Genomic DNA, 13,777 nt, shown 5'->3' with positions numbered 1-13,777 from the left:
CATGAGCGAAGATGCGCTTTTATTCATTTACACCACCGTAGGCGATATGGAAGCGGCGGAGAAAATTGCAACCGCGCTGGTGGAGCCGGGGCTTGCCGCCTGCGTCAATATCTATCCCGGCATGCGCTCGGTTTACCGCTGGCAGGGCAAAGTGGAGATCGATGAGGAAGTGAGCCTCTTCATCAAGGTGCCTGCCACGCTTTCAGTGCGCGCAATGGAGGAGGTGCGCCGCCTTCATCCATATGATGTGCCGGCGCTCCTGGAAATTCCGCTCGGCCGGGTGGACGGCGATTATCTGACCTGGGCTAAAGAGCAGACTAGGGAGCAGACGAGAGGGCAGACAGGTTAGCCGCCGGTGAGGGACATGTGGCGTTTGACGGCGGGGGCCTGGCCTGCGCGGTCGATGACGAAATCATGGCCCTTGGGCTTGCGGGAAATCGCCTCGTCGATGGCCGCTTCCAAGAGCTCATCGCCTTCGCTCGCCCGCACCTTGGCGCGCAGGTCTTTGTCGTCGTCCTGGCCGAGGCACATGAAGAGCTGGCCCGTGCAGGTGAGGCGCACGCGGTTGCAGCTTTCACAGAAATTATGGGTAAGCGGTGTGATGAAGCCGAGGCGGCCGCCGGTTTCCTTCACCTCCACATAGCGGGCGGGCCCGCCGGTCTTGTAGGGAATATCGGAAAGCGTCCAGCGCTCTTCGAGTTCCTCGCGCACTTTGGAGAGCGGCAGATATTGATCGGTCCTGTCGCCGTCGATATCGCCGAGCGGCATGGTCTCGATCAGCGTAATGTCATATCCCTCGCCATGCGCCCAGTCGATAAGCGCGGGAATTTCATACTCATTCGTGCCTTTAAGCGCGACGGTGTTGATCTTCACCTGAAGCCCGGCGCGCTTGGCCGCTGCCAGACCGTCCATCACCTGGCTCATGCGGCCCCAGCGGGTGATCTCGGCGAATTTTTCTTCATCGCGCGTGTCGAGCGAGACATTGATGCGGCGCACGCCCGCCTCGTAAAGTTCATCAGCGAAGCGGGCGAGCTGGCTGCCATTCGTCGTCAGCGTCAGTTCGTCGAGATTGCCCGCTTTCACTTCATCGCCCAGCGAGCGGATCAGCGTCATGATATCCCGGCGCACCAGCGGCTCGCCGCCCGTCAGGCGGATCTTGCGCACGCCCTTGCGCATGAAGGCTTTGCAGACGCGGTCCAGTTCTTCCAGCGTCAGAATTTCCTTCTTCGGCAGAAAGGTCATGTGCTCGGCCATGCAATAAACACAGCGGAAGTCGCAGCGGTCCGTCACGGAGACGCGCAGATAGGTCACGGCCCGCCCGAAGGGGTCGATCATCTGCCCGGCGGGCGCGCGTTTCGTCTCGATGGGCTGGTGTTGATCCATAAGCACTGTTTAACATGGTTGCGGGGGATTTTCGTCCCCCGTTTCTGAATGGTTTCTTGCGCATATAAGCGTTCTTTGGCCGATGAGAAGCGTTTGGGGCGGTAAAGGCGGCATGAGGGCGCCTTCCGGCTTGCGCCGTCCGGCCTGAGCGGTAGCCTAGCGCGGGATGAAAGCGGCATTTGAAGGGGGAAAGTGTGGCGGCGGATCACGCGATTTTGAGTATCGACCAGGGCACTACCAGCTCGCGGGCGCTGGTTTTCGACAAGACGGGGCAGCAACTCGCCGTTGCGCAGCGCGAGTTCCGGCAGATTTATCCCGAAGACGGCTGGGTGGAGCATGATGCCGCCGAAATCTGGCGCGACACGGTGGAGGTCTGCCGCGAGGCGCTAAAGAAAGCGGGCGCGCCTTCCATTGCCGGGATCGGCATTACCAATCAGCGCGAAACGATCGTGCTTTGGGAGCGGGCGAGCGGCAAGCCTTTGCATCATGCCATCGTCTGGCAGGACCGGCGCACGGCGAGCCTTTGCGAGACGCTGCGCGCCGAGGGCAAAGAGGCCGTTGTGCAGGAGAAGACCGGCCTGCTGCTCGATCCTTATTTTTCCGGCACGAAGCTCGCCTGGCTGCTCGACAATGTGGAAGGCGCGCGCGAGCGGGCGGTGAAGGGCGAGCTGGCGGCGGGCACGATCGATAGCTGGCTGATCTGGAACCTGACGGGCGGCAACGCGCATGTGACCGATGCCACCAATGCCTCGCGCACCATGCTCTTCAATATCCGCACGCAGGACTGGGACGATGAGATTCTGGGCTGGTTCGATATTCCCCGCGCGCTTCTGCCGGAGGTGAAAGATTGCTGCGCGCCGTTCGGCGTGGCGGGTAAGGAGGTGCTGGGCGCGGAAGTCCCCATTCTCGGCGTTGCAGGGGACCAGCAGGCAGCTTTCATCGGCCAGGCCTGTTTCGAGCCGGGCATGATGAAATCTACCTATGGCACGGGCTGTTTTGCGCTGGTGAATACGGGCACGGAATTCGTCGCCTCGCAAAACCGGCTGCTCACGACCGTGGGCTACCGGCTCGGCGGAGAAACGCATTACGCGCTGGAAGGCTCGATCTTCATGGCCGGGGCGACGATCCAGTGGCTGCGCGATGAGATGAAACTCATTAAGAGCGCGGCGGACTCGGAAAAGCTGGCGGCGGAGGCGAGCCCCGACGGCCATGTCATTCTCGTGCCCGCCTTTACCGGCCTCGGCGCGCCTTATTGGGACCCGCATGCGCGCGGCGCCATTCTCGGCATGACGCGGGACACCCATGCCGCCGACATCGTTCGGGCCGGGGTGGAATCCGTCTCCTTCCAGACCCGCGATCTCATGGAGGCGATGGGGGCGGATATGAAGGGGGCCGGCCTCTCGCGCCCGAACGCGCTGCGCGTCGATGGCGGCATGGCGGCCAATAACTGGTTCCTGCAGAACCTCACCGACATGATCGGCTGCCCGGTGGAACGGCCCGAAGTGATCGAGACGACGGCGCTGGGGGCGGCCTATCTTGCCGGGCTCGAAGCCGGGCTCTTCCAAAGCCCGGCGGATATTTCCGCGAAATGGCGCTGCGACCGGCATTTCGACCCGGCATTGCCCGGCGCGGATGCGGACCGGCGCTACGGGCGCTGGAAAGAGGCGGTCGGGCGTATTTTGTCGAGATAGGATGTTTTCCTTCAGATGTCATGCCCCGCTTTATGCGGGGCATCCACGGGCGCTTCTCTCAGGCGTTTCGGCTGGTTGCCGTGGATGGCCCGGATAAACCGGGCCATGACAGTTGAGAGGTGAAGAGCAAATGCGTGTCCCGGCCTCTTCTGCTATAGTCGGCGCAAGAAACAGACAGCGGGAGGAACGTCATGGGCGTGCTCGAAGACCTGAAAGCCAAGCTCGGGGAGAGCGGGGTTCTGGAAGGCGAAGCGGCAGCGGAAAAAGCGCAAGGCGGCTGGAGCCATCTGGGCACACCGAAAGCCGTGATCCGGCCCGCAACGACCGAAGAAGTTTCCTTCGTGCTGAAAACCTGCCACGCGGCGGGGCAGGGCGTTGTCGCTTGGGGCGGCAAGACCGGCCTTGTGGAAGGCGGCAATGCGGAAGGGCTGATCGCGCTTTCACTTGAACGCATGAACAAGATCGAGGCGATCGATCCCGTCAGCGGCACGATGACGGCGGGCGCCGGGGTGCCGCTGCAGGCGGCCTGCGATGCGGCGGAAGAAAAAGGCTTCTTCTTTCCGCTCGATTTGGGCGCGCGTGGCTCGGCAACGATCGGCGGCAATATCGCGACGAATGCGGGCGGCAACCGCGTGCTGCGTTACGGCATGATGCGCGAGCTGGTACTGGGCGTCGAAGCGGTGCTGGCCGATGGCACGGTCATCTCCGCCATGAACCAGATGCTCAAGAACAATGCGGGCTATGACCTGAAGCAGCTTTTCATCGGCTCGGAAGGCACGCTCGGCGTCGTTACGCGCGCCGTCTTGCGCCTGCGCGCTGCGCCGAAGAGCCAGGATACGGGCTTCGTGGCGGTGGATGAATTCGCTAAATTGCCCAAACTCCTGCGCCATATGGAAGCGGCGATGGGCGGCACGCTCTCGGCTTTCGAGGTGATGTGGGAGGATTTCTATAAGCTCGTTTCCACCGAACCTGCGCAAGGCAAACCGATCCTGCCGCATGGCTCCCCTTACTATGTGCTGGTGGAAGGACTGGGCGGTAATCAGGACGAAGACACGCCGCGTTTTGAAAACGCGCTGATGGGCGCGCTTGAAGCCGGACTTGCAAGTGATGCCGTTATCGCCAAGAGCCAGGCGGAGCGCGATGCCATGTGGGCGCTGCGGGACGATGTGGCGCAAGTGATCAATCTCTTCCCGATCTTCACCTACGATGTGAGCCTGCGTATCGCGGATATGGAAACCTATATCGAGAAAGTGAAAGCGGACCTTACAGCGAAAGTGCCCGGTCATTCGCTGATCGTGTTCGGGCATCTGGGTGATGGCAATCTGCATGTGATCGTCGGCAGCCATGACGGCACGCCGGAGACGCGGCGCCTTGTGGAGGGGATCGTCTATGATCCCTTGCGCGACATTGGCGGTTCCGTTTCCGCCGAACACGGGATCGGGCTTGAAAAACGCCCCTATCTCGGTTGGTCCCGCAGCCCGGCGGAAATCGCGCTCATGGCGACGCTGAAACGCACGCTCGATCCGAAGAACATTCTCAATCCGGGCAAGGTGCTGGAACCGGAGATGAAGGCGGCGGCGGAGTAGGCGCTTTGCCTGACACGGGCGCTTCATGGACCCCGGGTCAAGCCCGGGGTGACGCGTTGTGTTTGGTGCGACGCGGTGCCTTTTACACAAGCTGTCACCCCGGCCCCCGTGCCGGGGTCCATGCAGAGGAAAAAGGTGGCACGGCGCCGACAAACGTGTCAGCTGCCCCCGCATTTTTAACCGGGTGGTTTGACAGTTGCCGCTCAGCGGGCCAATCTTGAGGTAATTCAGCAATTAGGGAGGACGCCATGTCCGTCGCGGAAGATCTTAGCTTTCCTGCGGTCCGTGAACAGGTGAGCGCTGCCGAATGGGAGCAGCGCGTCAATCTGGCCGCTACGTACCGTCTCGTTGCCCATTACGGCTGGGACGATCTTATTTACACGCATATTTCGGCGCGGGTGCCGGGGGAGGACAATCATTTCCTCATCAACCCGTATGGCCTGACCTTCGATGAAATCACCGCCTCGAGCCTGGTGAAGATCGACCTCGACGGCGAGATCGTGATGGATACGCCTTTCAAGGTGAACCCCGCCGGTTTCACGATCCACAGCGCCGTGCATTCGACGGGCAAGGATGCGCATTGCGTCATCCATACCCACTCGAATGATGGTGTGGCGGTCTCCGCGCAAGCCGATGGGCTTCTGCCGCTCAGCCAGACGGCAATGATCGTGCTCGGTGATCTCGCCTATCACGATTATGAAGGCATCGCGCTCGATCTCGATGAGCGCGAGCGGCTGATTGCCGATCTTGGCGAGAAACATTCCATGATCCTGCGTAATCACGGGCTGCTCACCACAGGGGCGACCTGCGCGGATGCTTTCCTGCGGCTCTTCTTCCTGGAGCGGGCCTGCACCATGCAGGTGCGCGCGCTCTCGGGCGGACGCGAGCTGACCATGCCGGATCAGGGCGTGCCGGAGAAAACCGCCGGTCAGGCGAAATTTGGCACCGCGAACGGCATTGGCGATCTGGCTTGGCCCGCGCTTTTGCGCACGCTCGACCGGCAGGACGCTTCTTACCGGGATTAAGGTAAACTTGTTTTCGATAAGGCCGGTGCCTAGATAAAGGCATCGGCTTTTTCAGCTTGAATTCTCATAAGAACTGAGCGGGGACTTTCCATGGTCAAATTCGGTGTCGGTCAATCTGTGCGGCGTGTGGAAGACGACCGGCTGATCACGGGCGGCGGCAGATATGCGGATGATTTCCGCGCGCCCGGACAAGCCTATATGGTGGTCGTGCGCTCGCCTTACGCGCATGCGAAAATTCTTTCCGTCGATACCGAAAGCGCGCGCGAAGCGCCGGGGGTGCTCGATGTGCTGACCGGCCAGGAATTGCAGGAGGCAGGGCTCGGCGAAGTGTCGAATGCGGCAGTGGCGCTGATCAAGCAGCGGGACGGCAGCCCCGCGTTCAAAACGACGCGCCATGTGCTGGCGGTGGACCGGGTGCGCCATGCCGGCGATGCCATTGCCGCGGTGATTGCCGAAAGCGAAGCTGCGGCGCGCGATGCCGCCGAGCTTGTGATGATCGATTTCGAAGAACTGCCTGTCGTCGTCGATACCGAAAAAGCCGCCGATCCCTCGAGCCCCGTGATCTGGGAAGAAGCGGGCTCCAACCTTGCTTACGACTGGGGCAAGGGGGATGAGGACGCGGCGCGCGCGGCGATTGCAAACGCCCATCACGTCACCAAACTGAAGCTGATCAACAACCGCATCGTCGTGAATGCGATGGAGCCGCGTGCCGCGCTCGGCATGTATGACAAAGAGCAGGACCGCTACACGCTGCATGTACCGAGCCAGGGCGTGCACGGGCTGCGCGACCGCATTGCGAATGACACGCTGAAAATTCCGCCGGAAAAACTGCGCGTCATCACCGAAGATGTGGGCGGCGGTTTCGGCATGAAGACCTTCGCTTATCCCGAATATCCGCTGGTGCTTTACGCCGCCAAGAAGCTTGGCCGTCCGGTGAAATGGACGGCGGACCGCGCCGAGTCCTTCCTGAGCGATACGCAAGGGCGCGACCACGTGACCGAAGCGCAGCTTGCGCTCGATGCGGACGGGCGCATTCTCGGCATCTATATCGACACGATCGCCAATCTCGGCGCTTATCAGAGCCAGTTCGGCGCCTTCATCCCGACGCTTGCGCCGCGCGACATGCAGGCGGGCGTCTATAAAGTGCCGGCGATCTATAACCATGTGCGCGCGGTGCTGACGAATACCGTGCCCGTCGATGCTTATCGCGGGGCGGGGCGGCCGGAAGCCTCTTATCTCATCGAACGGCTGATGGATCAGGCGGGTCACGAGACGGGGCTTGGCCCCATCGAAATCCGCCGGCGCAATTTCATTCCCGCCGAGGAAATGCCCTACAATCAAAAGCCCTCGCTGCCGTTCGATTCCGGCGATTTCAACCGCAACCTGAACGATGCGCTGGCCAAGGCCGACTACGAAGCCTTTGAAAAGCGCCGGGCGGAAAAGGCGAAGGATGGCAAACTCCTCGGTCTCGGCCTTTGCTATTACGTGGAGCGTACGGCAGCGGGCATGTCCGAATTCGCGCAGCTTGCCGTGGATGTGGAAACCAATGTCGTGCATGCCTATACCGGCTCGCAGACGAACGGGCAGGGGCATGAAACGGTCTGGACGCAGTTTATCTCCAGCCGCCTTGGCCTCGATGCCGATCAGATCGTCGTGCATTCCGGCGACAGCGATGTGCTGCCGGGCGGCGCGGGCACGGGCGGTTCGAAAGCCGTTTACATGGCAACGGGCGCGCTTGGCGTCGCCTCCGACACGCTGATCGAAAAGGGCAAACAGATCGCTGCTAATGAGCTGGAAGCTGCCGTGGCCGATATCGAATACCGGGGCGCGGACGGCGAGGCGGTCTTTGCCGTGGTGGGCACGGACAAGCGCATCGATCTTTTCGAGGTGGCGCGCAAAGCCGAAGGCCAGACGGACAGCGCCGCGCTCGAAGCAGCAGGCGAATATAAAGAAGCCGGCAACTCCTATCCGAACGGCGCACATATTTGTGAAGTCGAGATCGACCGAGACACGGGCGATTTCGAGATTACGCGCTATATTGCTGTCGATGATTTCGGCCATGTCATCAACCCTATGATCGTTGCGGGACAGGTGCATGGCGGGATCGTGCAGGGGCTCGGTCAGGCGATGGGCGAGCGGACGGTCTATGATGAGGAATCGGGGCAGCTACTGACCGGTTCCTTCCAGGATTACTGGATGCCGCGCGCCGACGATCTGCCGTTCTTCGATACGAGCTATAACGAGATCCCGTCCAAGAACAATCAGCTCGGCGTGAAAGGGGCGGGGGAAGCCGGCACGGTGGGCGCACCGTCCGCTTTCATCAATGCTATTCTCGATGCGCTGCGCGTCGCGGGGGTAGAGAATATCGACATGCCCGTGACGCCTTATAGCTTGTGGAAGGCGTTGCACGGGGCGGAGGAGAAAGCTGCGTGAGTTTGTTGTGTGTTGTGTCGCCTGCCAAGGCACTCGATTTCGGGCCGCTGGCCCTTGATGCGTCTCCTACGATGCCCCGCCTTTTGGAAGAGGCGGGCGAGCTTGGCCAAGTGGCCCGCCAATGCAGCCGCTCGGACTTCAGATCGCTCATGGATCTTTCCGAAGATCTTGCCGATCTGACTTATGAGCGGTTTCAGGCTTTCGATCCGGAACATCCCGAGCGTAGTTCCAAACCCGCGATCTATGCCTTTAACGGTGATACCTATCGCGGCTTCGATGTCGCAACGCTGAAACGTCCGGCGGTGGAGGAAGCGCAGAAGCGGCTGCGGATTCTCTCCGGCCTTTACGGCGTCTTGAAGCCGCTCGATCTCATTCAGGCTTACCGGCTGGAAATGGGCACGCGGCTTCCCAATCCGAAGGGGCGCGACCTTTATGCCTTCTGGAAGGAAGAGGTGACGGCACTTTTGAATGCGGATATCGAGGAAGCGGGCGCGGCCGCGCTCGTCAATTGCGCCTCGGTCGAATATTTCAAAGCCGTCGACACGAAAAAACTTTCCGTGCCCGTCATAACGCCGGTCTTCAAAGAAGAGCGGGCAGGCGCAGCACGCGTCGTCAGTTTCTATGCCAAGCGCGCGCGGGGTATGATGGCGCGCTTCATCGTGGAAAACGATGTGCGCGATGCGGACGGGCTGAAAGCCTTCGATATGGCAGGCTACAGGTTCCGCGCGCCGCTTTCGGATGCGCATAATCTGGTTTTTACCCGCCTGCAGGATGAAGAGTGACGTAGCGGGCTGCGCGTTTCACAAGATGTTTTGAGGAGCTGGCTTGCGCCCGATGGGGAATCGGGCGCATTCTTTTTTGACGAATTGTCATAATGCGTATTGACAATTTGTCAGGTGAAGGGGGAGACTTTACGTATGAGTGACACGACAACCAAAGAAGCCGTGAGCGAAGCCGCCCGCGCGCCTGCCGAAAAGGCGGGGAGCGGGGATGCGGCGAACGGCCTCTCGCGGCGGCGGCTGGAAAGCCGGCGCAAGCTGATTGCCGCCGCCCGCCAGCTCTTTGTCGAGCGCGGCTACCACGCGACGCGCCCGCAGGACATTTCCAAACTGGCCGGTGTCGGCCACGGCACGTTCTATCTTCATTTCACGGACAAGCTCGACTGCTTTCTCACCTTCGCCGATGAAGTGTGCGACGAGCTGGAAGTCGTGCTGCAGGACCATTTGGGCCGCGCGCGCACCGTGGAAGAGAGCGTGAAAGAAACGCTCTATGCGATTTACGAATATTCGGACGCCAATCCCGGCGTGCTGGCCGCAGCCATGACGAATACGGCAATGCTCTCGGTGGAAGAGACGAAACGCCGCTCGCCCATGGAACGCTGGGCCGCGCAATGGACCGAGATGGTGCTGCAATGGCGCGCGGAAAAGGACATTCCCTCGGATGTCGATCCGCTGCTTTCAGGCCACCTGATCGTCGGCGCTATCAGCCAGGGCATGGCCTATGGCTATCTCTATCAGGTGGACCGGGACAAATTGATCAACGATATCGCGCAGGCTCTTTTCGGGGCGCTGACGCGGCAATAGCACCGGCAGACCGGACCTTTGGGAGGAGGAAAGGCAATGGCAAAGCTCGTTTACAGCCAGGAAGAGTTGATGGCGGATCATCCTTATGCCAAGCGGCAGGAGGATGCGGGATATCTGATGCATGGCGGCTTCGATGAAACGGGCACTTATATCTCCCCGCGCACGCTGCACCGCTGGCCGGCTGTCAAAGCCTGGCAGGGCGCGCTGAAGGAAAAGGGCGTGCCGCTGATCGATGCTTCGGTCGAGCTGTTGAAGCACGGCAATTTTCCGAATGTCGAGCAGCAGAAATTTCTCCTCAAAAACGGCTATGGCCAGTCGCTCTGGAATTCGCTGACGGTGACGGGCATCGTCGAAGCGCGCGGGCGGGCGCTGTGTGAATTCACCGCGCCGGATTTTCAGGATATCATCGTCGACGATATTTCCGAGACGGCAACGGGACATCTCGGCAAGGGGCTCCTTTATGCCCACGGCGCCGATGAAGGCGGCGATCCCGATCAGCCGCAATATGGCGCCCATGATGCGATGTGGTTTGCCGCGCGCGATCTGCTTTTCGGCGCGAATGCCTATCCCGCCGATATCGAGCCCGACAATATCAGCCGCCCGGACCAGGGCCGCCTGATGCCGCAATTGCCGGATGTCTATGAGCAGATCATTCTGCTTCTGATGAACGTGCTGATGATCGAAGTGCGTGCCGAAGCCTTTTTCAGCTTCTGCCAGAAGGTTATGCGCGATCCGGACGTCTTCCAGGACCGCCGCGAGGCGGCGGAGCGGGCGGCAACCATGGTCGAGCGCATCCGCACGGACGAGGCCATTCATGTGGGCTACCTGCAGACCGTCGTCTCCGAGATGCGCGCCTTCACCTTCAAGACCGTGGATGGCGGCACGATTGCAGGCAAGGACCTGATCGATCCCATCTGGCAGGGCATGATCCACTGGCATGCCGAAACCCAGCATGAAAAGGCGCGCGAGCTTTCTTACGCGCGTGTGCGCGAACATTTCGAGGCGATGCCGGAGGGCGCGAAACTGCTCGATCAGTTCAATGCGCTCGGCGCGCGGGCCAAAGCCGCTTGAAGAAGCAATAAGAGCGGAAGGCCAAGGGAGGCAGCCTCATGAAGTTCGGTATTTTTTACGAGCACCAATTGCCGCGCCCCTGGAACGAGGGCGACGAGCTGAAACTTTTCCAGGACGCGCTCGATCAGGTGGAGCTTGCGGACAAACTCGGCATCGATCATGCCTGGGAAGTCGAACATCACTTCCTCGAGGAATATTCGCATTCCTCCGCACCGGAAGTTTTTCTGGCCGCCTGTTCGCAGCGCACGAAGAACATCCGCCTCGGCCATGGCATCAACCTCATGCCGCCCCCCTATAACCATCCGGCGCGTGTGGCCGAGCGTATTGCGACGCTCGATCTCGTCTCGAACGGGCGCGTCGAATGGGGGACGGGCGAGTCCTCGGCGCTGGCCGAGCTTGGCGGCTTCAACATTCCCGTCGCCGACAAGCGGCCCATGTGGCGCGAGGCGGTGGAGCAATGCGCCAATATGATGGCGATGGACCCTTATCCCGGTTTCGAGGGCAAGTATTTCTCCATGCCCTGCCGCAATGTGGTGCCGAAGCCCGTGCAGCGCCCGCATCCCCCGCTTTGGGTGGCCTGCTCGAACCGCGAGACGATCAAGCTCGCCGCCCGGCTCGGCATCGGCGCGCTGACCTTCGCTTTTGTGGACGCCTCCGAGGCCAAGCAATGGGTGGACGATTATTACCGCATCTTCAAAGAGGAATGCGTGCCGATCGGCCATGCGGTCAATCCGAACATCGCCATGGTGACGGGCTTTTCCGTGCACCGGGATGCCGAAGAAGCCAAGCGCCGCGGCATGGACGGCTTCCGCTTCTTCGGCTACGGGCTCGGCCATCATTATATTTTCGGTGAGCACAAGCCGGGCCGTACGAATATCTGGGACGCTTTTGAAGCGGCGCGCGACACGATGCCCGAAGAAGGCGGCAACCGCGGCATCGGCACGCCGGAGCAGATGCGCGATCATTTGCGCGGCTTTCAGGAAGCGGGCGTTGATCAGGTGACGTTCATTCAACAGGGCGGGCGCAACCGGCATGAGCATATTTGCGAGGCGCTGGAGCTTTTCGCCAGCGACGTCATGCCCGAGTTCAAAGAAAAGGAAGCCGAGCGGCAAAAGCGCAAGGATGAAGAACTTGCGCCCTATGTCGAAAAGGCCATGGCCCGCAAGGAGCGCATGAAGGAACTGGCCGACGATGAAATTCCGACCATCGTGGCATTGGGCCGTCAGATTGCCGAGGAGGGCAAGAAGACAGGCTAAAGGATTTTGAGTTAAACGGCGCCGGCCCGAGAGTTCCGCAAGAAGAACAAGAGGCAGGCACCGCAACAACCCTGGATCAACCAGGGAGGCGTCAAACGCCGCTAAGGCCGGTTCCTGGAACCGGCCTTTTCTTTTTCCGTCTCAAAGGTCATGCTCGGGATCAGGCTTGTTCTGGATCAAGGCGGAGAGGCGGCGCCTTCGCCAAGCTGAAGGAGCACTTAGGAAGGGAGACCGGCATGATCTGGCGCTTACTTATTGCTTTTGTTCTGACGGTGGCGGCGGTGCTCGCCTCCGCCCGCACTCACGCCTATGCGGCGGAGGGCAGCGCCAATGTCATTTCCTTCAAGAACCGCACCTGCGGCGAGCTGACGCTGACAGCGACGGGGAACGATGCCTGTTTCGGTTTCGGCGGCTGCGCGCTTACCATTCCGGCAGGTGAGACGAAACGTTACGGCCTGCGCGAAGGGGTGCGGCCTGAATGGGCGATCGTAAAAGTTGCCGGTCATTGCCCTGTGGAAGAGGGCGCAGAGCTCAAGACGGAACTGAAAGGCGAATGCGCCATCGATCTGACGCGGGCTTTCAAGGGCACGAATTACCGGCCCGGCATCGACACGCCGCTGCCGGCCATGCCGGGGAGCCCTGTCAAACCACAATTCGAGGAATTGCCGGGCCTGCCTGCGCCGGGCGCCAAGACGGCCTCCATCGTGCTCGACACCGGCATTTGCGAAGTGGTGGACGGCAAGGAGATTTGCGAGGTTTCCTGCGACGTCAACTGACGTTCAAATCCATTTCAGCCAGCGGAAGAGTGCAATCTCGGCAAGCCCGATAATGATGAGTATGCCGCAGACGATATAAAAGGCCGCCGCATCTTCCGCCCCCGGCATGCCGCCCACATTGATGCCGAGAAGGCCCGTGGCAAAGCCGAGCGGCAGAAACACGGCCGCGACGAGCGAGAGAATATACATGTTCCGGTTCAGCGTTTCGGAGAGCCGGTTCGAGAGTTCCTCGTGCAGGATGCTTGCCCGCTCGCGCAAGGCATCGAGATCTTCCACATAGCGGATCACCTGATCGGCCACCTCGCGCAGCCGGCTTTGCTGCCAGGTATCCAGCCAGTCCGGTTTCGCCGCAACGAGTTGCCCCAGCGCGTCTCGCTGCGGGGAAAGATAGCGGCGCAGCGGAATGGTCTGGCGGCGGATGTCGATCAGCCTTTTGCGGATGTCCTGGCTCGGCAGGTCGATGCCGCTTTCCTCCAGATCGTCGATCTCTTCTTCGATGTCCTGAATGGCTGCGCCCATGCGTTCGGTCAGGCCGCGCGCCAGTTCGATGACGAACTCGCCGATGCTGGCAGGCCCGGCGCCGGCCTCATAAGAGCGGCGTATGTCGTCGATGGCGAGCAGTTTGACTTTGCGCAGGCTGATGACGCGGCCGGGCTCGATCCACAGGCGGATGGAGACGAGCGCGTCCGGGTCGGCTTCCGGGAAGAGATTGACCCCGCGCAGGATGAGCAGCGTGCCTTCGGGCGAGACGGCGCAGCGCGGGCGGGTTTCCTCGGCAAGCAGCGCTTCGGCCACATGTTTCGGCAACCCGCTCTCCTTGCGCACCCATTTCACCGCGGAAGGTTCGGTCCGGTTGAGATGGACCCAGCGCCAGCCTTCGGCGGGGGGCGGGGAATGCAAGTCCTGCCAGGCAATGCCTGTGGGCGTACCGGCAATGTCGAAGGCGCAGACAAGAGCGGCGGCGGTCATCGGC

The 13,777-nt window shown here is 61.3% G+C and carries 12 protein-coding genes; 10 read left to right on the top strand and 2 right to left on the bottom strand.

Features of this window, described 5'->3' with window-relative positions; all coding sequences use genetic code 11:
* The first annotated feature begins 1 nt into the window (after window position 1).
* Entirely contained in the window at window positions 2–349 is a 348-nt protein-coding gene (gene cutA / locus ACOQOT_RS09415) for a divalent-cation tolerance protein CutA (RefSeq protein WP_420559030.1), read from the top strand.
* Here cutA and moaA read toward each other — a convergent pair.
* The gene (gene moaA / locus ACOQOT_RS09410; protein WP_420559029.1) at window positions 346–1,383 is read right to left on the bottom strand and encodes a GTP 3',8-cyclase MoaA; all 1,038 of its coding nucleotides are present in this window, start codon (window positions 1,381–1,383) and stop codon (window positions 346–348) included. The genes cutA and moaA overlap by 4 nt on opposite strands.
* 194 nt (window positions 1,384–1,577) lie before the next feature.
* Between moaA and glpK the strand changes: the two genes are divergently transcribed.
* The 9 genes from glpK (at window position 1,578) to ACOQOT_RS09365 (ending at window position 12,804) form a co-directional block, all read left to right on the top strand.
* Window positions 1,578–3,074, top strand: a complete 1,497-nt coding sequence (gene glpK, locus ACOQOT_RS09405; RefSeq protein ID WP_420559028.1) for a glycerol kinase GlpK — start codon at window positions 1,578–1,580, stop codon at window positions 3,072–3,074.
* A gap of 191 nt (window positions 3,075–3,265) precedes the next feature.
* A complete protein-coding gene (locus ACOQOT_RS09400; RefSeq protein WP_420559027.1) occupies window positions 3,266–4,660 on the top strand; it encodes an FAD-binding oxidoreductase in 1,395 nt (464 codons plus the stop codon).
* A 248-nt stretch (window positions 4,661–4,908) separates the two neighbouring features.
* Entirely contained in the window at window positions 4,909–5,685 is a 777-nt protein-coding gene (locus ACOQOT_RS09395; RefSeq protein WP_045448087.1) for a class II aldolase/adducin family protein, read from the top strand.
* Window positions 5,686–5,775: 90 nt separating this feature from the next.
* Window positions 5,776–8,118 (top strand): xanthine dehydrogenase family protein molybdopterin-binding subunit, encoded by a 2,343-nt coding sequence (locus ACOQOT_RS09390; RefSeq protein ID WP_420559026.1) that lies wholly within the window; start codon window positions 5,776–5,778, stop codon window positions 8,116–8,118.
* Window positions 8,115–8,900: a peroxide stress protein YaaA gene (yaaA, locus tag ACOQOT_RS09385; protein WP_420559025.1), complete on the top strand. Its 786-nt coding sequence runs from the start codon at window positions 8,115–8,117 to the stop codon at window positions 8,898–8,900. Before ACOQOT_RS09390 ends, yaaA begins: the two co-directional genes overlap by 4 nt.
* A gap of 135 nt (window positions 8,901–9,035) precedes the next feature.
* On the top strand, window positions 9,036–9,701 hold the full coding sequence (locus tag ACOQOT_RS09380; protein ID WP_420559024.1) for a TetR/AcrR family transcriptional regulator: 666 nt from the start codon (window positions 9,036–9,038) through the stop codon (window positions 9,699–9,701).
* 36 nt (window positions 9,702–9,737) lie between these two features.
* A complete protein-coding gene (locus ACOQOT_RS09375) occupies window positions 9,738–10,772 on the top strand; it encodes a hypothetical protein (protein WP_420559023.1) in 1,035 nt (344 codons plus the stop codon).
* Between the two features lie 38 nt (window positions 10,773–10,810).
* Entirely contained in the window at window positions 10,811–12,028 is a 1,218-nt protein-coding gene (locus ACOQOT_RS09370; RefSeq protein ID WP_420559022.1) for an LLM class flavin-dependent oxidoreductase, read from the top strand.
* Between the two features lie 236 nt (window positions 12,029–12,264).
* The gene (locus ACOQOT_RS09365; protein ID WP_420559021.1) at window positions 12,265–12,804 is read left to right on the top strand and encodes a hypothetical protein; all 540 of its coding nucleotides are present in this window, start codon (window positions 12,265–12,267) and stop codon (window positions 12,802–12,804) included.
* 3 nt (window positions 12,805–12,807) lie between these two features.
* On the opposite strand, the gene ACOQOT_RS09360 is transcribed toward ACOQOT_RS09365, so the two are convergent.
* The gene (locus tag ACOQOT_RS09360; protein WP_420559020.1) at window positions 12,808–13,773 is read right to left on the bottom strand and encodes a zinc transporter ZntB; all 966 of its coding nucleotides are present in this window, start codon (window positions 13,771–13,773) and stop codon (window positions 12,808–12,810) included.
* Window positions 13,774–13,777: the final 4 nt, after the last annotated feature.

Origin of the sequence: Tepidicaulis sp., from assembly GCF_965222285.1 — a bacterium.
GTDB lineage: Bacteria > Pseudomonadota > Alphaproteobacteria > Parvibaculales > Parvibaculaceae > Tepidicaulis.
This window is presented reverse-complemented; position numbering and strand designations above follow the sequence as displayed.

Bases quoted from the DNA above. Each gene is read 5' to 3' on its own strand.
- ACOQOT_RS09365 (WP_420559021.1), top strand. From the start codon at position 12,265: ATGATCTGGCGCTTACTTATTGCTTTTGTTCTGACGGTGGCGGCGGTG.
- ACOQOT_RS09395 (WP_045448087.1), top strand. From the start codon at position 4,909: ATGTCCGTCGCGGAAGATCTTAGCTTTCCTGCGGTCCGTGAACAGGTG.
- ACOQOT_RS09390 (WP_420559026.1), top strand. From the start codon at position 5,776: ATGGTCAAATTCGGTGTCGGTCAATCTGTGCGGCGTGTGGAAGACGAC.
- ACOQOT_RS09370 (WP_420559022.1), top strand. From the start codon at position 10,811: ATGAAGTTCGGTATTTTTTACGAGCACCAATTGCCGCGCCCCTGGAAC.
- ACOQOT_RS09400 (WP_420559027.1), top strand. From the start codon at position 3,266: ATGGGCGTGCTCGAAGACCTGAAAGCCAAGCTCGGGGAGAGCGGGGTT.
- ACOQOT_RS09380 (WP_420559024.1), top strand. From the start codon at position 9,036: ATGAGTGACACGACAACCAAAGAAGCCGTGAGCGAAGCCGCCCGCGCG.
- cutA (WP_420559030.1), top strand. From the start codon at position 2: ATGAGCGAAGATGCGCTTTTATTCATTTACACCACCGTAGGCGATATG.
- moaA (WP_420559029.1), bottom strand. From the start codon at position 1,383: ATGGATCAACACCAGCCCATCGAGACGAAACGCGCGCCCGCCGGGCAG.
- ACOQOT_RS09360 (WP_420559020.1), bottom strand. From the start codon at position 13,773: ATGACCGCCGCCGCTCTTGTCTGCGCCTTCGACATTGCCGGTACGCCC.
- ACOQOT_RS09375 (WP_420559023.1), top strand. From the start codon at position 9,738: ATGGCAAAGCTCGTTTACAGCCAGGAAGAGTTGATGGCGGATCATCCT.